We start from the raw sequence: 22,167 nt of genomic DNA, 5'->3' as shown, positions 1-22,167 counted from the left end.
CGGACATTAAACTAAGAGAGAGCTCTATGAATCCTGAGCGTTCTGAACGCATTGAAATCCCCGTGTTGCCGTTGCGCGACGTGGTGGTTTATCCGCACATGGTAATTCCGTTGTTTGTTGGCCGGGAAAAATCGATTCGGTGCCTCGAAGCCGCGATGGATCATGATAAAAAGATCATGCTGGTTGCACAGAAAGAGGCTTCAACGGATGAACCTGGCATTAACGATCTCTTCTCAGTAGGGACCGTCGCTTCTGTATTGCAGATGCTGAAACTTCCAGACGGCACGGTAAAAGTGCTGGTTGAAGGTTTACAGCGCGCGCACATCACCACGTTAGCTGATAATGGCGACCATTTTGTTGCCCAGGCTGAATATCTGGTCTCGCCGGAAATTGAAGAGCGCGAACAGGAAGTGCTGGTGCGCACGGCCATCAACCAGTTTGAAGGCTATATCAAGCTGAATAAAAAGATCCCGCCTGAGGTATTAACTTCCCTCAACAGCATTGACGATGCGGCCCGATTGGCCGACACCGTAGCAGCGCATATGCCGCTGAAACTGGCTGATAAACAGTCGGTGCTGGAGATGTCCGACGTGAATGAACGTCTGGAATATCTGATGGCGATGATGGAATCAGAAATCGATCTGCTGCAGGTTGAGAAGCGTATTCGCAACCGCGTTAAAAAGCAGATGGAGAAAAGCCAGCGTGAGTACTATCTGAATGAGCAAATGAAAGCCATTCAGAAAGAGCTGGGCGAAATGGATGACGCGCCCGATGAATACGAGGCGCTGAAACGTAAGATTGAAGCGGCTAAAATGCCGACCGAAGCGCGTGAAAAAGCTGAAGCTGAGTTACAAAAGCTGAAGATGATGTCGCCGATGTCAGCAGAAGCGACCGTGGTTCGTGGCTATATTGACTGGATGGTTCAGGTTCCATGGGTCGCGCGCAGCAAGGTGAAAAAAGACCTGCGTAAAGCGCAAGAGACGCTGGATATTGACCATTATGGTCTGGAGCGTGTTAAAGACCGCATCCTTGAGTATCTTGCGGTGCAGAGTCGCGTCAGCAAAATCAAAGGACCGATTCTGTGTCTCGTTGGACCGCCAGGCGTAGGTAAAACCTCGCTGGGCCAGTCGATTGCGAAGGCAACCGGACGCAAATATGTGCGTATGGCGCTGGGTGGCGTACGCGATGAAGCGGAAATTCGCGGACATCGTCGTACCTACATTGGCTCTATGCCCGGTAAGCTGATCCAAAAAATGGCGAAAGTTGGCGTGAAGAACCCGCTGTTCCTGTTGGATGAGATCGACAAAATGTCGTCCGACATGCGCGGCGATCCGGCTTCAGCGCTGCTTGAGGTGCTGGATCCCGAGCAGAACATCGCGTTCAACGATCACTATCTGGAAGTCGATTACGATCTTTCTGACGTGATGTTCGTGGCGACCTCCAACTCCATGAACATCCCAGCGCCGCTGCTTGACCGTATGGAAGTGATTCGTCTTTCGGGTTATACCGAAGATGAAAAGCTGAATATCGCTAAGCAACATTTGCTGCCGAAACAGATTGAACGTAATGCGCTGAAAGACAAAGAGATCACCGTCGACGACAGTGCCATTGTAGGTATCATTCGCTATTACACCCGTGAAGCGGGCGTGCGTAGTCTGGAGCGCGAACTCTCCAAGCTGTGCCGTAAAGCGGTGAAAACGCTGCTGATGGACAAATCGAAAAAACACATCGTGATCAACGGTGATAATCTCAAGGATTTCCTTGGCGTGCAGCGCTTTGATTATGGTCGTGCAGAGAGCGAAAGCCGTGTTGGTCAGGTGACCGGTCTGGCGTGGACGGAAGTGGGCGGCGATCTGCTGACCATCGAAACTGCCTGCGTACCTGGCAAAGGTAAGCTGACTTACACCGGTTCGCTGGGCGAAGTGATGCAGGAATCGATTCAGGCGGCGCTGACTGTAGTGCGTGCGCGTGCGGAGAAACTGGGCATCAATGCTGATTTCTACGAGAAACGTGACATTCACGTCCATGTGCCAGAAGGTGCGACGCCGAAAGATGGCCCAAGCGCCGGTATCGCCATGTGCACCGCGCTGGTCTCATGCTTAACCGGTAACCCGGTACGTTCTGACGTGGCGATGACGGGCGAAATCACCCTGCGTGGCTTGGTTCTGCCGATTGGCGGACTGAAAGAGAAGTTGCTCGCAGCGCATCGTGGTGGCATTAAAACGGTACTGATTCCCGATGAAAACAAGCGCGATCTGGAAGATATTCCACAGAACGTGATTGCCGATCTGGAGATTCATCCGGTGAAGCGTATTGAAGAGGTGCTGAACCTGGCACTGGAAAATGCGCCATATGGTATGCAGGTTGCGACCGCAAAATAGTGATTAGCGACATAAACCGCTAAAAAGCGAAGCTGGCAGGCAAATTGTTGCTTGCCAGCTTTTTTTTGTGCCGCTAACTTAGTGGGCTGCTGGATCAACGATTAAGATGAATACCGTTGTTTCGGCTCCACAGGCTTGATATAACTTGCTGCGCGTTCGCACCGGGCGGGAAGCGCGGGTGCGATGTGAATAATAAAAGAGGGGATGAAGAGAGTGAATAAGTCACAGTTGATCGACAAAATTGCTGCAGACGCTGACATTTCTAAAGCAGCAGCGGGACGTGTATTAGATGCATTCATGGAGTCCGTTACCGAAGCTCTGAAAGGCGGTGATGAAGTGGCACTGGTTGGTTTCGGTACTTTCTCTGTACGTGAGCGTGCAGCTCGTACAGGCCGTAACCCACAAACGGGTAAAGAACTCACCATCCCGGCTGGTAAAGTTCCGGGCTTCCGTGCAGGTAAAGCACTGAAAGATTCCGTCAATTAATGACCGCTGATCTATCCATTGAAGCAATTTCTTCCATGGATTGAGGACGCAAAAGCCGTTCTCATGTAACATACGGGCACATCATTTTTGATGTGCCTTTTTTATTCTTGATGCGCGGCGATGGCCTTTGGTTGTTGTCTCCGCATGGTTGCCAACTGCCAGCCTGAACAGCAGTTGCACGATGATGACATCGTGTTAAAGCTTTACATTCACACTACAGCGGAGTGTTGTCATACCATGATGGACAATTTACGCGCGGCGTCGAATCATGTCGTGCTCAAGATTATTCTGGGATTGATCATCCTGTCTTTTGTACTCACCGGGGTGGGCAACTACCTGATTGGCGGCGGCAGCGATTATGCCGCGAAAGTTAACGGCCATGAGATCAGCCGTGCGGAGCTGGAGCAGGGTTATAACAATGAGCGCAATCGTCAGCAGCAGATGCTGGGCGATCAGTTCTCACAGCTAGCCAGCAACGAAGGCTATATGCAGCAGATGCGTCAGCAGGCGCTGTCACAGCTGATTGATCAGGCACTGCTCGATCAATACATCAAAGATCTGCACATTGGCATCAGCGATGATCAGGTGAAACAGGCAATTTTCAATCAAAAAGCCTTCCAGACCAACGGTAAGTTCGACAACGCCAAATACAGCGGCCTGATCACCAGCATGGGCTTCACCGCTGACCAGTATGCGGAAGCGCTGCGCAAGCAGCTGGCGACGCAGCAGCTGATTAACGCCATTGCCAATACCGATTTCATGCTGAAAGGCGAAACCAGCAAACTGGTGGATCTGGTATCACAGCAGCGTGAAGTGCGCCAGGCGGTGATTGATGTCAACGCGTTGGCGGCTAAACAGACCGTCAGTGACGATGAAGTCAGTCAGTATTATCAGCAACATCAAAACAGCTTTATGGCGCCTGAGCAGTTCCGCGTGAGCTACATCAAAATGGATGCCGCTAGCATGACGGAAACGGCCAGCGAAGCAGATATTCAGAGCTGGTACGACCAACATAAAGCGGATTATTCACAGCCGCAGCGCAATCGCTATAGCGTGATTCAGACCAAAACTGAAGCCGATGCCAACGCCGTGGTTGATGCCCTGAAAAAAGGTGAAGATTTCGCTGCACTGGCAAAAAGCAAATCAGTTGACCCAATCTCAGCGCGTAAAGGTGGCGATATGGGGTGGCTGGAGCCGAGCACTACGCCAGACGAGCTGAAAAATGCCAATCTGACGCAGAAAGGCCAGCTGTCGGGTGCTATTAAGTCTTCTGTTGGCTACCTCGTGGTGCGCCTGGACGATATTCAGCCGGAGCAGGTTAAGCCGCTGGCCGAAGTGCATGACGCCGTTGCGGACAAAGTGAAGCAAGAGAAAGCGGTGGATGCCTTCTACAAAATTCAGCAGAAAGTGAGCGAAGCGGCCAGCAATGATAATGAATCGCTGGCTGGCGCAGCACAGGCTTCGGGTCTGAAAGTGGTCGAAACCAATTGGATCACCCGCGATAACTTGCCAGATGAGCTGAATTTCGATGCGGTTAAGCAGGCGATCTTCAACGGTGGTTTAGTCGGTCAGAATGGTGCGCCGGGTAACAACTCCGACATCATTTCTGTGGATGGCGATCGCGCCTTCGTCTTGCGTATCAGCGAGCATAAACCGGAAGCGGTGAAGCCGTTGGATCAGGTTAAAGCGCAGATTGTGGATACCCTGAAGCATGATAAAGCGACGCAGCAGGCAAAAGCGCAGGCCGACAAATTGCTGGCCGATCTGAAAGCCGGTAAAGCAGATGCGCTGCAAGCTGCGGGCTTGACGCTCAGCGCCAGCAAATCATTCGACCGCAATGCACAGGATCCGGTTGCGCAGTCAGCTTTCAATCTGCCACAACCTGCCGACAATAAGCCGTCGTGGGGCGTAAGCGAAGATATGCAAGGCAATGTGGTGCTGGTGGCGCTGGATAAAGTCAGCGCCGGCAATATGCCGCAGGCACAGACCGATGAGATGGTGAAAGGTGTGACGCAGAATAATGCGCAGATCGCCTTTGAAGCGCTGCTGGAAAACCTGCGTAAAGAGGCGAAGATTAAGTACGGCGCCGCTGCACAAAACCAGTAAGCCTCACAAAAAAAGTTAAATCACTGCAATACCGAAAGGCCGCTTATGCGGCCTTTTCCATTTCTGGAATTGCCCTTTTGAGCGTTGATTTTAGCTGTGACACCCTGCTGTTGCTGTCAAACACAAGGAGAAACACAGCATGGTTAAATCAACGTTTCATGCCCTCTGTATTGCGCTGGCGCTGGGCGGCGCAGTTTATACCACTGGGCTCGCGGCCGCCGAGAGCCCCAGCGAAACACAGGCAACGCAAGTTTCCACGCCACAGGAAGGGCAGGTCAGCATTAATTCAGCCACAGCTGAGCAGCTCGCTGCTGGCATGAATGGCATAGGACTAAAGAAAGCGCAGGCGATAGTGAGTTATCGCGAGCAATACGGTCCCTTTACTGCCATTGAGCAACTCAAGGAGGTGCCGGGCATCGGCAGTGCATTGATAGAGCGTAACAGCGCTCGGCTTAAACTGTGAGGCGACTCGCGACTTTGAAGGATTGAAAAAGCCCCTATTCAGGCTGTGCTATGCTCAACAGGTCTTACCAGTTGTCATTCTCAGCCTGAACAGGAGCAACAATGCAAACCACAATTAAAGTGCGCGGGTATCATCTGGATGTTTATCAGCACGTGAATAACGCGCGCTATCTGGAGTTTCTTGAAGAGGCGCGCTGGCAGTGGCTGGAGGATGTCGATGCCTTTCATTGGCTGATGGCGCAACAGCTGGCGTTTGTGGTGGTGAATATCAACATTAACTATCGTCGTCCGGCAGTGCTGGGCGACGTGCTGAATATTGAAAGTGAAGTATCTCAGCTAAGCGGTAAAAGTGGTGTGATCACGCAGCGCGTATTATTGGCGAAAGATAATTCGGTGGTGGCTGACGCAGCGCTAACCTTTGTTTGTATCGATTTACGCACGCAAAAAGCGGTGCCGATGGAGGGGGAGTTGCGAGATCGTATGGCGGCGTTGATGCTTGAGAGTCATTAGCTGGCATCAATGACGCCAGCTTACAGCGCAATCTGAATCAGCTGAGGCCGCTTTTCTGTTTCATCGCGGCCATCACGGCTGACGTGTTTTCCTGATACTCGGCTAAGCCGCGGGCACGTAAATGACAGGCTGCGCATTCGCCACATCCATCGCCCTTAATGCCGTTATAGCAGGTGAGGGTTTCGGCGCGTACCAACGGCAACTGCTGCCAGTAATCTGCCAGCGCCCAGGTCTCCGCTTTGTTCAGCCACATTAGCGGCGTTTCAAAGCGAATATTGCGCGCCATTCCCAGACTGACGGCGTTATTCAGGGCTTTAACAAACTCATCGCGGCAATCCGGATAACCGGAGAAATCGGTCTCACATACGCCGGTGATGACTGCCTCAGCTTCAACCTGATAGGCATAAATTGATGCCAGCGTCAGGAACAGAATATTGCGGCCCGGCACAAAGGTACTCGGTAAACCGCTGGCGTTAGGATCATACGTCGGTACGGGAATATTATCGCGTGTCAGGCTGCTGACGGCTAACTCGTTGAGCAGCGTCACATCCAGCACTTTGTGCGCACGTACGCCGAGCTTTTGTGACAGCTCAGCCGCAACCTCAATCTCTTCGCGATGACGCTGGCCGTAATCAAAGGTGACGCAATGCACTTCATCATAATGTTGCAGCGCCTGAATTAAACAGGTGGTGGAGTCTTGTCCGCCACTAAATACCACAACGGCTCTTTTCATTTTTTCTTCCCCAAAAATCAGTGCGCCTATGGTACTGGCTCAGACGCGGACTGAACAGTATACCCGTCATACTTCAAGTCCCTTCATGGCGCCTACTCTTGGGTAGATGCGTTGGCTGCGCGTGTTCACCCCGGTCACTTATTTCTGTAAGTTCCTGGAATTCAACCACTTGCCGCCTTTCTGCCACTCGAATTTTTTAGGATGTAACGCTGGCTGTGGTTGGCGGCGGAATCCAGGCGCGGGTGAAATCAAACCAGCCCAAACTGTTGAGTTGAATGCCCTCAACGCCAGGCGGAGCAAAAACCTGATAGCGATAGTTAAACAGTGGCAGAAGATGACCTGCGCGCATCAGATGCTGGAACAGTTGATGGGTTTGCTCGCCACGCAGCGCCGCGCTGGGTTGCTGGGCGATAGCGCTGAGCGGTTGTTGCAGCACGTCTTCGCGCAGCGGTTGCCATACCGCATCGTTCTCCAGCCAGTTCACCAATGTGAACAGCGGCGCATCGCCGATCAGCCGATCGCCCATCACGACATCAGCTTCACTGAGATCGATATCGTCGCGCCAGCTTTTTACGTCGTGGAATACGCAGGTCAGGGTGCAGCCGTATTGCGCCAGCAGGGGGATCAGCGCTTGTGCCATGACATGCAACTCGACCGGTAAATGGTAATGCAGCGTCAGAGCTGGCGGCAGTGCAATGTTGTCGCACTCTGCAAACGGTACGGGCCAGCCGGGGAGCAGTTCGTGACTTGGGGTGATCAAGCCTTCATCCAGCGGCAACTGCTGAATCACGCCGCTACGCTGAATCAGCGCAATCAGCGATTTGGCTTGGTCGGCACTGAAGTGCGAAGAGATACGCGGTGCGAGATAGCAAAATCCGAGGCTTATGCTGCGATCTACTGACCGCAGCGTATCCAGTTCATCAGGATCGCCAATCGCGATTTGCACCGGGTGGCTACAGCTGGTGCCGAGATCACGATCAAACAGCTGTGGCGTGATCCAGTATTCCATCCGCTGGATCAGCGGGCGCTGCAAATGCCAGCGCGCATGGCTCTCCAGCCGCACCAGATCAGCGGTGAAGTGCGTCAGTTTCCATGCTCCGCTGCCAATATCAGCGAATTCAGGATGAGGTAACAAACAGAACTGATGCGCCAGCCGCTGCGGCAGCCAGTAATCGCTTTCGCGCAGTTGAATATGCACCGCCAGCGGATGCGGGGCTTCAATTTGCTCAATTGCCGCCAGCAGGCGCGAACCGCGCGGCGATTGCATGATCTGTTGCAGCTGCTCGACCAGTTGCGCCGCTTGCACCGGCTCATCGTTATGCCAGCTGAGCTGCGGGCGCAGCCAGAAGTACCATTCACGGCCGCTGGCATCGTGCTGCCAATGGTGAGCGATATCGCCTTCAACATCGTTATCGCGAAAGCGCGTTAGCCCGGAGAAAACCTGGCGCGCCAGATGTTGCTCGGCGCGACCGGTCAGCTGCAGCGGACGCAGCGGTTCCATCGCGCGGTAATAGGGGATGCGCAAAATCGGCGACTGGTTTTGCCATTGGCCGCCCATCAGCGGCCACAGCATTTTCACCAGTCGATCGGGATGCAGATCCAGCACTTGCAAGGCTTGTACCGCTTCACCGGCATCAAGTTGCCGTGTTAACAACTGCTGACGCAGCTGCTCCGGCGACAGCAGAAAAGTCAGCTCGCCCTGTTTGCCGCGTCCGGATTCAGCGCGCCAGCGCAGCCAACCCGCGTCCTGCCATTGGCGTAGCAGCGTACGCGCGTGGCGTTCACTGCAAAAACAGTGCTGTGCCATCACAGCGACGCTGAGACGTTGTGTTTCACCGTGGCTGAGTTGCCACAGACGCTGAAATTGGTTGACCCGATGCAGTTCGCGCATAGCTAAACCCGGAACAGTTTTCAAAAAGTATTCACTATTAGTTCCGTAATTACCAGGCGATAGTAGCCACCTCATTCAGACAGGAGAATTCGCATGGCTCGTCTCGCGGCATTTGATATGGACGGTACGCTGCTGCTGCCCACCCATCGGTTAGGTAATGAGACGCTGGCAAGCCTGCAGGCGTTGCATCAGCGCGGGGTAACTCTGGCTTTTGCCACCGGTCGCCATCTGATGGATATGCAGCGAGTCCGCGAGCAAATCACCTTGCCAGCATGGCTGATCACCGGCAACGGCACGCGTATTCATGATCTGGAAGGCAACCCGCTTTACGGCTGTGATTTGAGCTCATCTGTGGCTGAAGAGGTGATTCACACCCATTGGCAAACGCCGGCGTCGATTCATATTTTCAATGATGAAGGCTGGTTTACTGATAAGCCCTTGCCTGGTGCGCTGGAAGCTCATGCGATGAGCGGGTTCCATTACCAACTGCGTGACTTGCGCCAGATGTCGGCGCATGAAGTGACTAAGATCTGTTTTATTGCGCCGCATGAAATGTTGCAGGCGTTAAGAAGTGAACTGCAGGCCGCATTAGGCGAGCGGGCCAATATTTGTTTTTCCGCGTGGGATTGCCTGGAGGTATTGCCGGTCGACTGCCATAAAGGCGCGGCGTTGGGACGTCTGTGTCAGCATCTTTCGCTGTCGCTCTCCGACTGCATGGCGTTTGGCGATGCGATGAACGATCGTGAAATGCTGGAGCGCGTGGGCAACGGATTTATTATGTGCAATGCAATGAATCAACTGAAAACGTCATTGCCGCATTTACCGATTATTGGTCATTGCGAGACACAGGCGGTGTCTCACTACTTAAATCACTGGATGACCACACCACACCTCGATTATTCCCCCGAATGCTGAGGCTTACAGTGAACCGGACAGGACGTCCGGTTTTTTATTGCAGCTCATGCACCCACGGCGTAATGTCGCCGATATTCTGCTTCACCCATTCTGCATTGTAATAGGTATCGGGATAGCGCTCGCCGCTATCGCATAGCAGCGTCACCAGTGAACCTTGTTCGCCATTTTCCCGCATGCGTTTTGCTACCTGCAACATGCCCCAGAAGTTAGTGCCGGTTGAAGCGCCAGGACGACGTCCGAGGATCTGCTCCAACTGCAGCATCGCAGCGACGGTCGCCCCATCCGGCACCTTCATCATTTCGTCAATTACGTCCGGTAAAAACGACGGTTCCACGCGTGGACGGCCAATGCCCTCAATCAAACTGCCGCGTTCGCTGCGCAGCGTAGTGTCGTGGCTGTGCCAGTAATCAAAGAACACAGAATGCTGCGGGTCGACCACCAGCAGGCGGGTATCGTGGCCCTGATAGCGGATGTAACGGCCTAAGGTGGCTGAGGTCCCGCCGGTGCCGGCGCTCATGATGACGGTATGCGGTACCGGAAAAGGTTCATGCGACATCTGACGGAAAATGCTTTCGGCGATATTGTTGTTGCCGCGCCAGTCCGTCGCGCGCTCAGCGTAAGTGAACTGGTCCATAAAGTGGCCTTTTAATTCACGCGCTAAACGCTCGGATTCGCTATACAGCTGGCAGGGATCGGCGACGAAATGGCACTCGCCGCCATAAAAACGAATCATCTCGATTTTACGTTTGGCGGTACTGGCGGGCATCACCGCGATAAATGGCAGGCCAAGCAGCTGCGCGAAATAAGCTTCCGATACGGCGGTGCTGCCAGAAGAGGCTTCAATGATCGGCGTATTTTCACCGATCCAGCCATTAACCAAACCGTAGAGAAACAGGGAGCGCGCCAGGCGATGTTTCAGGCTGCCACTAGGATGGGTGCTTTCATCCTTTAGATAGCAGTGAATGCCGGGGAAATCGTCCAGTTTGAAGCGGATGAGATGCGTATCCGCTGAACGCTGAAAATCGGCGTTAATTTCATTGATGGCGTGGCGAACCCAGAGCGTTTGCATGTTGCTTTTCCGTGATCATTATTGCGCACATTGTAAGGCACTGGCAGGAAAAAGAGGTTGCTTTAATCGGGGTATAATGGTGCGCTTAGAGAAAATTTTTCTCCAGGAGTGGCAAATGTTAGATAAAACTGACCGTGCTTTGCTGGCAATGCTGCAGCAGGATTGCACGCTGTCGTTGCAGACGTTGGCCGAAGCCGTGAATCTCACCACCACGCCGTGCTGGAAACGCCTGAAAAAACTGGAAGATGATGGCATTATTCGTGCGCGTGTGGCGCTGGTGGACGGCGAGAAAATCGGTCTATCGCTCACCGCCTTTATGTTTGTTAAAACTCAGCAGCACAGTAGCGAGTGGTTTAAGCAATTTGTCGCCGTGGTGCAGCAAATGCCGGAAGTGATGGCGTTTTACCGCATGGCGGGTGAGTACGATTATTTGCTGCGTATTCAGGTGGCGGACATGAAGAGCTATGACAACTTTTATAAGCGTCTGGTGAATGGTGTGCCGGGCCTGATGGATGTGACCTCCAGTTTTGCCATGGAAGAGATTAAATACACCACCGCATTGCCGGTAGCGCCCTAACGGGCAGAGAAAGAGACACGCTTGTGCGATTATTCAGCCAGTTAAGTTGGTATTTTTTGCGCGAGTGGCGGCGATATTTGGGTGCCGTCAGCTTGCTGATTGTTATTGCGCTGCTGCAGTTGCTGCCCCCGCACGTGGTCGGCGTGATTGTCGACGGCGTCACCCAGCATAACCTGAGCGCAGGGCAGATCTTCATGTGGATTGGCGTGATGCTGCTGACCGCGGTGATCGTCTATCTGCTGCGTTACGTCTGGCGCGTGCTGCTGTTCGGCGCCTCCTACCAATTGGCCGTTGAGCTGCGAGAAGATTTTTACCGTCAGCTCAGTCGCCAACATCCTGCCTTCTATCTGCGTCATCGCACGGGCGATCTTATCGCCCGTGCCACCAATGATGTCGATCGCGTAGTGTTTGCCGCCGGTGAAGGCGTGCTGACGCTGGTGGATTCGCTGGTAATGGGATTGGTAGTGCTGATCGTGATGAGCACACAAATTAGCTGGGAGCTGACGTTACTGGCGCTAATACCGATGCCGATTATGGCATTCGCTATTCAAAAAGATGGCGCACGCTTGCATCAGCGTTTCAAAGTGGCGCAGGCGGCCTTCTCCAGCCTTAACGATCAAACTCAGGAAAGCCTGACCAGCATTCGCATGATCAAGGCGTTTGGCCTTGAAGATCACCAGTCGCAACAGTTTGCGGGCATCGCCGCAGATACCGGCAAGAAAAATCTGCACGTGGCACGCGTTGACGCGCGTTTCGATCCGATCATTTACATCGCCGTCGGCTTCTCCAATCTGTTGGCGATTGCCGGTGGTGGCTGGATGGTGTGGAACGGCAGCTTAACGCTCGGTCAACTCACCAGTTTTGTGATGTATCTCGGTTTGATGATTTGGCCGATGCTGGCGCTGGCATGGATGATCAATATCGTCGAGCGTGGGAGCGCGGCGTGGAGCCGTATTCGCTCACTGCTGACAGAAGCGCCTGCGGTCGAAGATGGACAGAAAGTGTTACCACCTGAACCGGGCGTACTGCAGGTTGCGATCCGTGAATTCCGCTATCCGGCCAGTTCCGGCGCGGTGCTCAGTCACCTCAATTTTCAGTTAAAACCGGGCCAGATGCTGGGATTATGTGGACCGACTGGCTGCGGTAAGAGCACATTGCTCAGCCTGATTCAGCGCCATTTCGATGTTGATCAGGGCGATATCCGCTATCACAACACGCCGCTGCCGCAGCTGCGGCTCGATAGCTGGCGCAGTCGGCTGGCGGTAGTGAGTCAGACGCCGTTCCTGTTCTCCGATACCATCGCTAATAATCTGGCACTCGGCTGTCCGAATGCCACGCAACAAGAGCTGGAGCAGGTGGCGAAGATGGCCTGCGTGCACGACGACATTCTGCGCCTGCCGCAGGGCTATGAAACCGAAGTCGGCGAGCGCGGCGTGATGCTGTCCGGTGGACAGAAACAGCGCATCTCCATTGCACGCGCGCTGCTGCTGAATGCGGAAATCCTGATTCTGGATGATGCTCTGTCGGCGGTAGATGGCCGTACCGAGCATGACATTCTGCATAACCTGCGTCAGTGGGGCAAAGGGCGCACGTTAATTATCAGTGCGCATCGTTTGTCAGCGCTCACTGAGGCCAGCGAAATTCTGGTGCTGCAGCAGGGCGCAGTGACGCAGCGTGGCGATCATGACACCTTAGCGGCAAAACAGGGCTGGTATCGCGATATGTACCGTTATCAGCAGTTGGAAGCGGCATTGGATGACGATGAAGTGGCAGAAGGAGCAAGCCGTGGCTAAATCACAACGTCTGTGGCCGACGCTGAAACGTCTGCTGGCGTACGGCAAACCGTGGCGTAAATCGCTGTGGCTGGCGGTCGGTATGCTGTGGATTGCAGCCGCAGCTGAAGTTACCGGACCGGTTCTGGTGAGCTATTTCATCGATAATTTGGTAGCGAAGCATCAGATGCCGTGGGGCATTGCCGCTGGCTTGCTGGTGAGCTTTGTTTTGCTGCAGTTGCTGGCGGCGGGATTGCACTATTTTCAAGCGTTGCTGTTTAACCGCGCGGCAATTGGCGTGGTGCAGCAACTGCGCGTTGATGTGATGAACGCGGCGCTACGCCAGCCGCTGAGCGCCTTCGACACGCAACCGGTGGGGCAGATTATCTCCCGCGTCACCAACGACACCGAAGTGATCAAAGATCTCTACGTCACCGTGGTAGCCACCGTATTGCGTGCTGCTGCTCTGATTGGTGCGATGCTGGTGGCGATGTTCTCACTGGATTGGCGCATGGCGCTGGTCGCGCTGGTGATTTTCCCGTTGGTGCTGACGGTAATGTTGATATATCAACGCTTCAGCACGCCGATTGCACGTCGCGTACGCAGTTATCTGGCGGATATCAACAATGGCTTTAACGAAGTCATCAACGGCATGAGTGTGATCCAGCAGTTCCGCCAGCAGGCGCGCTTTGGTGAGCGCATGGGCAAAGCCAGCCGTTCACACTATCTGGCACGGATGGAAACGCTGCGGCTGGATGGCTTTTTATTGCGCCCGCTGCTGAGCCTGTTTTCCGCCATGATTCTTTGCGGTTTGCTGATGCTGTTTAGCTTTGCCACGCCGGGCGTGTTTGAAGTCGGCGTACTCTATGCCTTTATTACCTATCTTGGCCGGCTTAACGAGCCGCTGATTGAGCTGACCACGCAGCAGTCAATGCTGCAGCAAGCGGTAGTGTCTGGCGAACGTATCTTCGAACTAATGGATGCCGAACAGCAAGGTTACGGCGGTGATATTCAGCCGCTGGCCTCCGGCAGTATCTCGCTGCGTGATGTGAGCTTTGCCTATCGCGATAATCGCGATGTGTTGAGCAATATTAACCTTGAAGTGCCGGCGCGTAATTTTGTTGCGCTGGTCGGTCATACCGGCAGCGGTAAAAGCACCTTAGCCAATTTGCTGATGGGCTATTATCCGGTAACACGCGGTAGCATCGAACTGGATGGTCGCCCGCTGCCGCAGTTGTCGCATGCCGCCTTGCGTCAAAGTATTGCGATGGTGCAGCAGGACCCGGTGGTACTGGCAGATTCGCTGCTGGCCAACGTGCGTTTGGGCCGCGATATCCCGGAAGAGGAGGTGTGGCAGGCGCTGGAAACGGTGCAGCTGGCACCACTGGCACGCAGCATGGCTGAAGGGATTCACACGCGGCTGGGCGAGCAGGGTAACAATCTGTCGGTTGGGCAGAAACAGCTACTGGCGCTGGCTCGCGTGCTGGTTTCACTGCCGCAGATTTTAATCCTCGACGAAGCCACGGCCAATATAGACTCTGGTACGGAGCAGGCCATTCAGCATGCGTTACGGGCGCTGCGCCAGCACAGTACACTTGTGGTCATCGCGCATCGGCTTTCCACCATCACGGAAGCCGATCAGATTTTAGTGCTGCATCGCGGTCAGGTGGTTGAGCGCGGAACGCATGCTGAACTGCTGGCTGAGCAGGGCCGTTACTGGCAGATGTATCAGCTACAGCAGGCGGGCGATGAACTCGCGGCGGGCATCCCCGTACAAGCTAAAGGGTGAATTGCACCTTTTTTGCACAGTTTTATCGGAATGTTCTGTATTGATGCACCCCTTTGAGGCCTGAAGCACCAAAGGGGTGCAACATGGCAACACCTCTCTTGCCACCACTCCCCAATTAGCGCCATACCTCACATAACGAAGCGCCATGCAGCGCGCCTAGGCTACTGACATTCCCCTTTTTTTATTTATGGCACAGCCTTTGCTTATATCCCTACGTGTCCGCGAAGACTCACTCAATTTCTTATCCGGAGGGGAACGTATGAAGCTGGTTACCGTGGTAATCAAACCATTTAAGCTGGAGGACGTGCGTGAAGCCTTATCCTCTATTGGCATTCAGGGACTGACAGTTACCGAGGTGAAAGGTTTCGGTCGCCAGAAAGGTCACGCAGAGCTTTATCGCGGTGCCGAGTACAGCGTTAACTTCCTGCCAAAAGTAAAAATTGATATCGCTATTGCGGACGACCAGCTTGATGAAGTGGTCGATGTCATCAGCAAGGCCGCTTATACCGGCAAAATTGGCGACGGCAAGATTTTCGTCGCAGAACTGCAGCGCGTCATTCGTATTCGTACCGGCGAGACCGACGAAGCAGCACTGTAACTGGGGCTCTGAATTGTGATGGGATGGAAAGAAATGAATAAACTGATAACGAAGTTGGGCCTCACCAGCCTCGCGCTGTTACCTTCTCTGGCGATGGCGGCAGCACCTGCGGTGGCAGATAAAGCTGATAACGCCTTTATGATGATCTGTACCGCGCTGGTACTGTTTATGTCAATTCCAGGCATTGCGCTGTTCTACGGTGGTTTGATCCGCGGGAAGAACGTGCTGTCAATGCTGACTCAGGTTGCGGTGACGTTTTCACTGGTGTGCGTGCTGTGGGTCATCTATGGCTACTCGCTGGCGTTCAGCGAAGGTAACGCCTTCTTTGGTAGCTTCCAGTGGGCCATGCTGAAAAATATTGAGCTGAAAGCCTTGATGGGCAGCTTCTATCAGTACATCCATGTCGCGTTCCAGGCTTCCTTCGCCTGTATCACCGTTGGCCTGATTGTGGGTGCGTTAGCTGAGCGTATTCGCTTCTCTGCGGTACTGATTTTCGTGGTGGTGTGGCTGACGCTGGCCTATCTGCCAATCGCACACATGGTTTGGGCGGGCGGCTTGCTGGCGCAAGATGGCGCGCTCGACTTCGCAGGCGGTACTGTAGTGCACATCAACGCCGCTGTTGCCGGTCTGGTCGGTGCTTACCTGGTGGGCAAACGTGCTGGTTTCGGTAAAGAAGCGTTCAAACCGCACAACCTGCCAATGGTATTCCTTGGTACGGCGATTCTGTATGTGGGCTGGTTCGGCTTCAACGCCGGTTCTGCATCTTCTGCTAACGAAATCGCTGCGCTGGCCTTCCTGAATACCGTTGTAGCAACGGCGGGTGCTGTTCTGTCCTGGGTGTTTGGCGAGTGGGCGGTACGTGGTAAACCTTCTCTGCTGGGTGCTTGCTCGGGCTTCATTGCGGGTCTGGTGGCGATTACCCCAGCGTGTGGTTACGTTGGTGTTGGCGGCGCGCTGATCATCGGTCTGGCGGGTGGCTTGGCCGGTCTGTGGGGTGTGACAACGCTGAAGAAATGGCTGCGCGTTGATGACCCATGCGATGTATTCGGTGTGCACGGCGTGTGTGGCATCCTCGGCTGCATTCTGACCGGTGTGTTCGCTTCGTCTTCACTGGGCGGCGTTGGCTACGCAGAAGGCGTGACTATGGGCCATCAGGTGTGGATTCAGCTGTTCAGCGTGGGTGTGACTATCGTCTGGACTGCCGTGGTTGCCTTCATCGGCTTTAAACTGGCGGATATGATTGTTGGCCTGCGTGTTCCGGAAGATCAGGAACGTGAAGGTCTGGATGTGAATAGCCACGGCGAGAACGCTTACAACCAGTAATCGTCGGGTTAAAGAAGAGCAGTGCGCTAAAATTATAAGAAAACAGAGGGGCGATGATTTCGCCCCTTTTTTTATGCCTCGCGCTGACGCATTACGCCTTCCTGCACGGTGGTGGCCACCAGCTGGCCATCTTGCGTATAAAACTCACCACGCACAAATCCGCGTGCACCTGATGCAGATGTACTCACCACGCTGTACAGCAGCCACTGTGACAAGTCGAATGGGCGATGGAACCACATAGAGTGATCGATGGTGGCAACCTGCATATCAGCCTCAAGGAAGCCTTTACCGTGCGGCTGTAGCGCGACTGGCAAGAAGTTGAGATCCGAGGCATAACCGAGCAGATACTGATGAATGCGGCGATCGTCCGGTAGCTCGCCGTTAGCGCGAATCCACACCTGGCGCAGCGGTTCGTCGACGTGACCTTTCAACGGGTTATGAATCTGCACCGGGCGGATATCCAGAGGTCGTTCGGCGAGGAATTTCTCTTTTAATTTCAGCGGCAAATGTGCGGCCAGCTTTTTCGCCAAATCCTGCTCCGATGGCAGATTATCCGGGCCTGGCACCTGCGGCATGCTGTTTTGATGTTCGAAGCCACTTTCTGGTGCCTGGAACGATGCCGTCATGTAGAAAATCGGCTGACCATTCTGCACGGCGCTGACGCGGCGCGCACTGAAGCTTTTGCCATCTCTCAGCGTTTCGACATCATAAATAATGGCTTTCTGGCTATCGCCTGGACGCAGAAAGTAGCTGTGGAAGGAGTGAATAATGCGTTCTTCCGGCACCGTTTGTTTCGCAGCGTATAGTGCCTGTCCCACTACCTGACCACCAAACACCTGTCGCAGGCCAAGGTCTTCGCTCTGACCGCGAAACAGCCCTTCTTCCAGTTTTTCCAAATTTAATAAATTAAGCAGGTTGTGCAGTGCCTGACTCATAGCGGATTCCTCAGTGTGACTTATCGCGCCAGTGTGAAAGATCCGACCAGTTTCCGTCAATGATTTTGCCGTACTTTCAGCAAGCTGGCTGATGCTTTAGGCGCAATCCCGATATTTGTGCCAGAATTAAGGGCATTCGGCGGTAGAAAATCCAGGTATTAAATTTACCGCCGACAATCATAGTGTTCATAAGGAGACGACATCGATGAAACTCTGGCAAGTTATTAGCGGTATGACCCTGGCCGCAGCGATTACAGGTTGTGCAGACCACAGTAAACCGGTAGCTACCCCAACGCTCGGCTCAGCGGTAGCAGGGCAGCAGGCCGCCATCGCGCAGCCAAATGTCAGTGGTTCGGTGTATATTCGCCAGCGCATTGCGCTGCCGCCGGATTCCGTGCTGACTGTTACGCTCTCTGATGCGTCGCTGGCCGATGCGCCATCGAAGGTGCTGTCGCAGCGCGTAGTGCGTACTGAAGGGAAACAGGCGCCGTTCCAGTTTGTCTTGCCGTTTAATCCGGCAGACATTCAACCCAACGCGCGCATTCTGTTAAGTGCGGCCATTTCAATTGATGGCAAGCTGGCGTTTATCACCGATACGGTGAAACCGGTGATTAATCAGGGCGGAACCAAAGCAGAACTGCTGCTAGTGCCGGTGACTAACGTCGCGATGCAAACCCAACCGGGCGCAGCGACTACGGTGCCTTCGACATCACCGACGCAGGTTACGCCATCGGCTTCGGTACCCGCTCCGACGAGTCTTTAAATCGATCAATGGGGCGAGAGAGCCCCGGAAGTCAACATTGTTCCGTAAAGCCGCTGTCTCGTCCCTGATCGCTCGTCACACGCCATCCATGGCGTGTGACGCTTTACTCTACAACGATGACTTCCGGCGTATTAAGTTGAGTGCGGTTTGTGGCCTGTCTGAGCGCGACATATAGCACCGCTAAATTTGCCAGCGATATTTTTCCAACTCAATCTCCCCAACATCACTCACTTCAATTCCTTCCGCTTCTAAGGCATCACGCTGACGAAACAGATCGTCGCCCTGCAGAGAAATACGACCATGGCGATTGATGACGCGAAACCAGGGCAATTTGCTGCCTTCTGGCAAACGGCGTAATACGCCACCCACCTGACGAGCTGCACGTGGCGAACCTGCCAGCTGGGCAACATCACCGTAAGTGATGACTTTTCCTGGCGGAATGGCCGCAATAATCTGCCAGACGCGCTGAGAGAAATTGTTCTGGTCGCTCATGTGCGCACCTATTTTTATTGAAGAAAGGGCAAACTTTAGCATGCAGAAGGGTAGACAGCAGCGCTTAGCTGTGTGCTTGTGCAAGAAACCAACGGTTGTCTGGCCTACGCTTGCAATTGCCAGGGGGTTACTTGATAATGCCTGCGCTCTCGAAATGAGGGCTCGTCAATGGGGGCCCTGTTGGTTCTCCCGCAACGCTAACTTGTGAACTCGGTCAGATCCGGAAGGAAGCAGCCGCAGCAGGCGACGCGTGTGCCGGGATGTAGCTGGCAGGGCCCCCACCCATTTTATCTCCCTTCAGAACTCCCACAGAATTTAACCCATAGAGAAATCTGGCACTCCTTTGCCGGTGAATCACTCCTTGATAAAACGATGACGTTGCAGAATGGCTGTTAGAGGAAAATCTTAGCGGACGAACTTCCAGACAGAAACCGGTACTTTATCGTAAAGCTTATTCATGGTCAGTTCAGCCAGACGGTGATCGGCTGCCGAATAGAATACCGCGAGTTCATTATCAGGTAATTCGTACTTGTTTTTTTCGATCACCCGTTCAAGGGTATCGATTGAGCGACAGCGGCGCAGTCGCATCAAATAATCTGTTTTGGTTAAGGCTTGGTTGCTCATAAATAAACCGGTCTCAGTCTGGTGCTAAAAGGAATGGCTAGGTTGTTGGAGATAAGCACACTCTTCGGCAAACAGATTAAATAAGCGTTTTGCTGAACGCTGCCACCGTTGTAGATCCTGAGTATTGATTCCATAGCTGCTGAACAGCATAAAGGTATCGTCAAGATATTCATCGATTTGCGTAATCAGGGCTTCATCTTCAACGTGCTTAATTTTGTAATTCATCGTGAAAGAAGCGATATGCTCAATCAAATCGTTGAGCTGTAAATTGCTTTCAGAAGTAGGATCATTAACCCAGCCATGATGGCTATCAGTCAATGTCGCCATACTTTCATCGAACAAGTTCTCACACAGGTATTTAAGCTGGGCAATATCATGCCGTTTCGGTGAGTATTCGTCCATCTTTTTCCCCTCCATAGCTAGCACAGTTACCGCAGCGCGGCGAGATTAGGAAAAGCTACCAGGAAGCGATCACGAATAAAGCGTATTCAGCGACTCCTTAAATGTAATCCACAATCATTAGCTTTGCTCACCTCAATTACCAAATATTACAATTCGTCGGCAGGAGAGGGGCGGGTATTGTCAATCACTTCAAACACCAGTGCGCCGGGGTTTACCTGGAACATCACTTCTTCACGACGCGTAAACGTTTCATTTAAATCCAGGCAAGGATTAAATAAATTCCAGTTGAAATCGTAAAGCATTTTAAATCGATTATTGTCGGCTGGTTGAATAGAAATAATCTGGAAGCTGTCCGGAACTAATTGCGCGTTTTGAGAATACCACTGTAAATCACCGGCTAATGCCTCGGCTATTTTGAGAATATTCCCCTGGATAATTCTTACTAACTTTTCGCAATCGTCCTCATCCACAGCAATATCACAATGAATAATAGACGGCATTTTGTATCCAGTAAAAGAATGATGTTTCTATCATTGAGCTTCTTGCCCGACATTGCAAGTCGCTAATAAACAGAAAGAGTAATCGTTGTGATGGGTTTCATAACTCAATCAAGTAAAAACGGTGAATTACCGGGAATATTTCCGCCAGCGGTCAACTTTTGAAACACTTTTACTCAGGCGCAATGAAGACGGAATCGGGTACCATTATTGTTATGTTATAACATTATTGGTTATTGAGTATGAATCACAGCGGTTTACTTCTATCCCTTGGCGGCCGGTTACTGGTCGCGCTGGCGTTGATTGCCTTTCTGGCGCTGGCATTATGGTGGGGAATGCAGAAATGATGCATTTCAACCGCTTACAGGCAGGTTATCAGGGGCGGGCGGTAACGCCAGTTATTAACGGCGAGCTGACCAAGGGCAGCATGACGGCGCTGATTGGCGCTAATGGCAGCGGAAAATCGACCTTATTGAAAACCATTGCCGGTTTATTGCCGCCAATTTCCGGTCACTGTGAATTGCAGATTCAGCGCAAAGCGCTGGGGTGGCTACCGCAGCGCAGCGAACTTGAAACGCGTTTTCCTCTTACGGCTTATGAACTGGTGGCGATGGGATGCTGGCCGCGCTGCGGCTGGTTCGGCAGCATCAATCGGTCCTTATGCAAAGAAATTGACGCAGCGCTGGATGCGGTCCAGATGCGTGAGTTTGCTGATGCTCAACCTTCTACCTTATCCGGTGGACAACTGCAGCGCGTGCTGTTCGCGCGTCTGATGCTGCAGCGCAGCCAGCTCTGGCTGCTGGATGAACCCTTCAACGGTATTGATACGCAAACCGTCACGCTGCTGATGTCCATTCTCGAACAGCAGCAGCGAGCGGGAACCACATTATTGGTGGTACTGCACGATCGCCCGCTGGTGGCGCGTTATTTTCAGGATGTGTTGTCACTGGATAACGCTGACTCTGCACACGCTCCGCAATTGCGCAAGGTGGCGTCGTGACATTAATTCAACCTTTTATCGAATTCGGTTTCATGCGCCGTGCGCTAGTCGCCTGCGTGGCACTGGCGATCAGCGCAACTCCGCTGGGCGTGTTCCTTTCACTGCGCCGCATGAGTTTGGTCGGCGATGCGCTATCACATGCCGTATTACCCGGCGCGGCGATGGGTTATCTGGTATCGGGATTATCGCTGGTGGCGATGGGCATTGGCGGCCTGATTGCCGGTTTGGCAGTGGCGCTGCTCTCCGGCGCGGTTAGCCGTTATACGCACTTGAAAGAGGATGCCAGTTTTTCTGGCTTCTACCTCGGTTCGCTCGCGCTCGGTGTCACGCTGGTGTCGCTACGGGATTCCAGCGTCGATCTTCTGCACGTGTTATTTGGATCGCTGCTGGCGGTGGATAACGCGGCGATTCTGCTGGTCGGCGGCATTGCGGCTTTCACTTTGCTGCTGCTGGCGGTGATCTTCCGTCCGCTGGTGATAGATGCATTCGATCCCGATTTCCTGCGCGCCCAGGGCAAATGGAGCGCGCCGCTGGTGCACGGGTTGTTCCTGATGCTGGTGGTGCTCAATCTGGTGGCAGGCTTTCAGGTTCTGGGCACGCTGATGTCAGTGGGATTGATGATGTTACCTGCAACCAGCGCGCGCTTCTGGAGCCGCCATCTCGCCTGCATGCTCGGCATCGCCATGCTGCTGGCGATCGTCTCTGCGTTTATCGGCCTGATTCTATCGTGGCATTTCTCGCTGCCGGCTGGACCTGCGGTAGTGCTGAGTGCTGCGGTGCTCTTTCTACTTTCTGTTTTGACAGGACCATGTGGCGGCCTGTTGCGCCGCCGATAACGAAAC

Annotated in this window: 22 protein-coding genes and 1 other RNA gene; 15 read left to right on the top strand and 8 right to left on the bottom strand. The window is 53.4% G+C overall.

The window, feature by feature from the left end:
- Positions 1-26 precede the first annotated feature (26 nt).
- The 5 genes from lon to PMI17_RS05550 all read left to right on the top strand — a co-directional run bounded on the left by lon (position 27) and on the right by PMI17_RS05550 (position 5,945).
- Positions 27-2,381: an endopeptidase La gene (lon, locus tag PMI17_RS05570; RefSeq protein ID WP_007886968.1), complete on the top strand. Its 2,355-nt coding sequence runs from the start codon at positions 27-29 to the stop codon at positions 2,379-2,381.
- A gap of 213 nt (positions 2,382-2,594) precedes the next feature.
- On the top strand, positions 2,595-2,867 hold the full coding sequence (hupB, locus tag PMI17_RS05565) for a nucleoid-associated protein HU-beta (protein ID WP_036620343.1): 273 nt from the start codon (positions 2,595-2,597) through the stop codon (positions 2,865-2,867).
- 237 nt (positions 2,868-3,104) lie between these two features.
- Positions 3,105-4,973, top strand: coding sequence for a peptidylprolyl isomerase (ppiD, locus tag PMI17_RS05560; RefSeq protein ID WP_036620375.1), 1,869 nt, complete (start codon positions 3,105-3,107; stop codon positions 4,971-4,973).
- A 139-nt stretch (positions 4,974-5,112) separates the two neighbouring features.
- Positions 5,113-5,436: a ComEA family DNA-binding protein gene (locus PMI17_RS05555; RefSeq protein WP_007886961.1), complete on the top strand. Its 324-nt coding sequence runs from the start codon at positions 5,113-5,115 to the stop codon at positions 5,434-5,436.
- Between the two features lie 101 nt (positions 5,437-5,537).
- Positions 5,538-5,945, top strand: coding sequence for a YbgC/FadM family acyl-CoA thioesterase (locus PMI17_RS05550; protein ID WP_007886959.1), 408 nt, complete (start codon positions 5,538-5,540; stop codon positions 5,943-5,945).
- Positions 5,946-5,982: 37 nt separating this feature from the next.
- On the opposite strand, the gene queC is transcribed toward PMI17_RS05550, so the two are convergent.
- On the bottom strand, positions 5,983-6,678 hold the full coding sequence (gene queC / locus PMI17_RS05545) for a 7-cyano-7-deazaguanine synthase QueC (RefSeq protein WP_007886958.1): 696 nt from the start codon (positions 6,676-6,678) through the stop codon (positions 5,983-5,985).
- 196 nt (positions 6,679-6,874) lie between these two features.
- Positions 6,875-8,569, bottom strand: a complete 1,695-nt coding sequence (locus tag PMI17_RS05540) for an SgrR family transcriptional regulator (protein WP_007886957.1) — start codon at positions 8,567-8,569, stop codon at positions 6,875-6,877.
- A gap of 93 nt (positions 8,570-8,662) precedes the next feature.
- Between PMI17_RS05540 and cof the strand changes: the two genes are divergently transcribed.
- Complete coding sequence (cof, locus tag PMI17_RS05535) at positions 8,663-9,484, top strand: HMP-PP phosphatase (protein ID WP_007886955.1); 822 nt, start codon at positions 8,663-8,665, stop codon at positions 9,482-9,484.
- A gap of 34 nt (positions 9,485-9,518) precedes the next feature.
- On the opposite strand, the gene PMI17_RS05530 is transcribed toward cof, so the two are convergent.
- Entirely contained in the window at positions 9,519-10,553 is a 1,035-nt protein-coding gene (locus PMI17_RS05530) for a PLP-dependent cysteine synthase family protein (RefSeq protein WP_007886953.1), read from the bottom strand.
- A 115-nt stretch (positions 10,554-10,668) separates the two neighbouring features.
- On the opposite strand from PMI17_RS05530, the gene PMI17_RS05525 reads away from it, so the two are divergent.
- The 5 genes from PMI17_RS05525 (at position 10,669) to amtB (ending at position 16,612) form a co-directional block, all read left to right on the top strand.
- Entirely contained in the window at positions 10,669-11,130 is a 462-nt protein-coding gene (locus PMI17_RS05525) for an Lrp/AsnC family transcriptional regulator (protein WP_007886951.1), read from the top strand.
- Between the two features lie 23 nt (positions 11,131-11,153).
- Positions 11,154-12,923 (top strand): SmdA family multidrug ABC transporter permease/ATP-binding protein, encoded by a 1,770-nt coding sequence (locus tag PMI17_RS05520; protein ID WP_007886949.1) that lies wholly within the window; start codon positions 11,154-11,156, stop codon positions 12,921-12,923.
- Entirely contained in the window at positions 12,916-14,691 is a 1,776-nt protein-coding gene (locus PMI17_RS05515; RefSeq protein ID WP_036620341.1) for a SmdB family multidrug efflux ABC transporter permease/ATP-binding protein, read from the top strand. Before PMI17_RS05520 ends, PMI17_RS05515 begins: the two co-directional genes overlap by 8 nt.
- 259 nt (positions 14,692-14,950) lie before the next feature.
- Complete coding sequence (glnK, locus tag PMI17_RS05510) at positions 14,951-15,289, top strand: P-II family nitrogen regulator (RefSeq protein WP_007886947.1); 339 nt, start codon at positions 14,951-14,953, stop codon at positions 15,287-15,289.
- Between the two features lie 33 nt (positions 15,290-15,322).
- Entirely contained in the window at positions 15,323-16,612 is a 1,290-nt protein-coding gene (gene amtB, locus PMI17_RS05505; RefSeq protein WP_007886945.1) for an ammonium transporter AmtB, read from the top strand.
- Positions 16,613-16,683: 71 nt separating this feature from the next.
- On the opposite strand, the gene tesB is transcribed toward amtB, so the two are convergent.
- Complete coding sequence (gene tesB / locus PMI17_RS05500; RefSeq protein WP_007886944.1) at positions 16,684-17,547, bottom strand: acyl-CoA thioesterase II; 864 nt, start codon at positions 17,545-17,547, stop codon at positions 16,684-16,686.
- A 205-nt stretch (positions 17,548-17,752) separates the two neighbouring features.
- Here tesB and PMI17_RS05495 point away from each other — a divergent pair, with 205 nt between their 5' ends.
- Positions 17,753-18,310: a YbaY family lipoprotein gene (locus tag PMI17_RS05495; RefSeq protein ID WP_007886942.1), complete on the top strand. Its 558-nt coding sequence runs from the start codon at positions 17,753-17,755 to the stop codon at positions 18,308-18,310.
- A 180-nt stretch (positions 18,311-18,490) separates the two neighbouring features.
- On the opposite strand, the gene PMI17_RS05490 is transcribed toward PMI17_RS05495, so the two are convergent.
- A complete protein-coding gene (locus PMI17_RS05490; RefSeq protein ID WP_007886940.1) occupies positions 18,491-18,802 on the bottom strand; it encodes an MGMT family protein in 312 nt (103 codons plus the stop codon).
- Between the two features lie 178 nt (positions 18,803-18,980).
- Between PMI17_RS05490 and ffs the strand changes: the two genes are divergently transcribed.
- Positions 18,981-19,077, top strand: an RNA gene (ffs, locus tag PMI17_RS24435) — signal recognition particle sRNA small type.
- A gap of 130 nt (positions 19,078-19,207) precedes the next feature.
- On the opposite strand, the gene PMI17_RS05485 is transcribed toward ffs, so the two are convergent.
- From PMI17_RS05485 to PMI17_RS05475, 3 genes are all read right to left on the bottom strand, one after another.
- Complete coding sequence (locus tag PMI17_RS05485; protein WP_007886938.1) at positions 19,208-19,426, bottom strand: HHA domain-containing protein; 219 nt, start codon at positions 19,424-19,426, stop codon at positions 19,208-19,210.
- Between the two features lie 24 nt (positions 19,427-19,450).
- A complete protein-coding gene (tomB, locus tag PMI17_RS05480) occupies positions 19,451-19,828 on the bottom strand; it encodes an Hha toxicity modulator TomB (RefSeq protein WP_007886936.1) in 378 nt (125 codons plus the stop codon).
- A 146-nt stretch (positions 19,829-19,974) separates the two neighbouring features.
- The gene (locus tag PMI17_RS05475) at positions 19,975-20,328 is read right to left on the bottom strand and encodes a hypothetical protein (RefSeq protein WP_007886932.1); all 354 of its coding nucleotides are present in this window, start codon (positions 20,326-20,328) and stop codon (positions 19,975-19,977) included.
- A gap of 340 nt (positions 20,329-20,668) precedes the next feature.
- Between PMI17_RS05475 and PMI17_RS05470 the strand changes: the two genes are divergently transcribed.
- Together PMI17_RS05470 and PMI17_RS05465 are read left to right on the top strand one after the other, a co-directional pair.
- Positions 20,669-21,325 carry a metal ABC transporter ATP-binding protein gene (locus PMI17_RS05470; protein ID WP_007886927.1) on the top strand — a complete coding sequence of 219 codons (657 nt, stop codon included), beginning with the start codon at positions 20,669-20,671 and terminating at the stop codon, positions 21,323-21,325.
- Positions 21,322-22,161, top strand: coding sequence for a metal ABC transporter permease (locus tag PMI17_RS05465; RefSeq protein WP_007886925.1), 840 nt, complete (start codon positions 21,322-21,324; stop codon positions 22,159-22,161). The genes PMI17_RS05470 and PMI17_RS05465 overlap by 4 nt, the downstream gene beginning before the upstream one ends.
- Positions 22,162-22,167 lie beyond the last annotated feature (6 nt).

It is taken from the genome of Pantoea sp. GM01 (genome assembly GCF_000282675.1).
Lineage (GTDB): Bacteria > Pseudomonadota > Gammaproteobacteria > Enterobacterales > Enterobacteriaceae > Pantoea > Pantoea nemavictus.
Note: the sequence above shows the minus strand (reverse complement) of the source record. Positions and strands in the feature narration are given on the sequence as shown.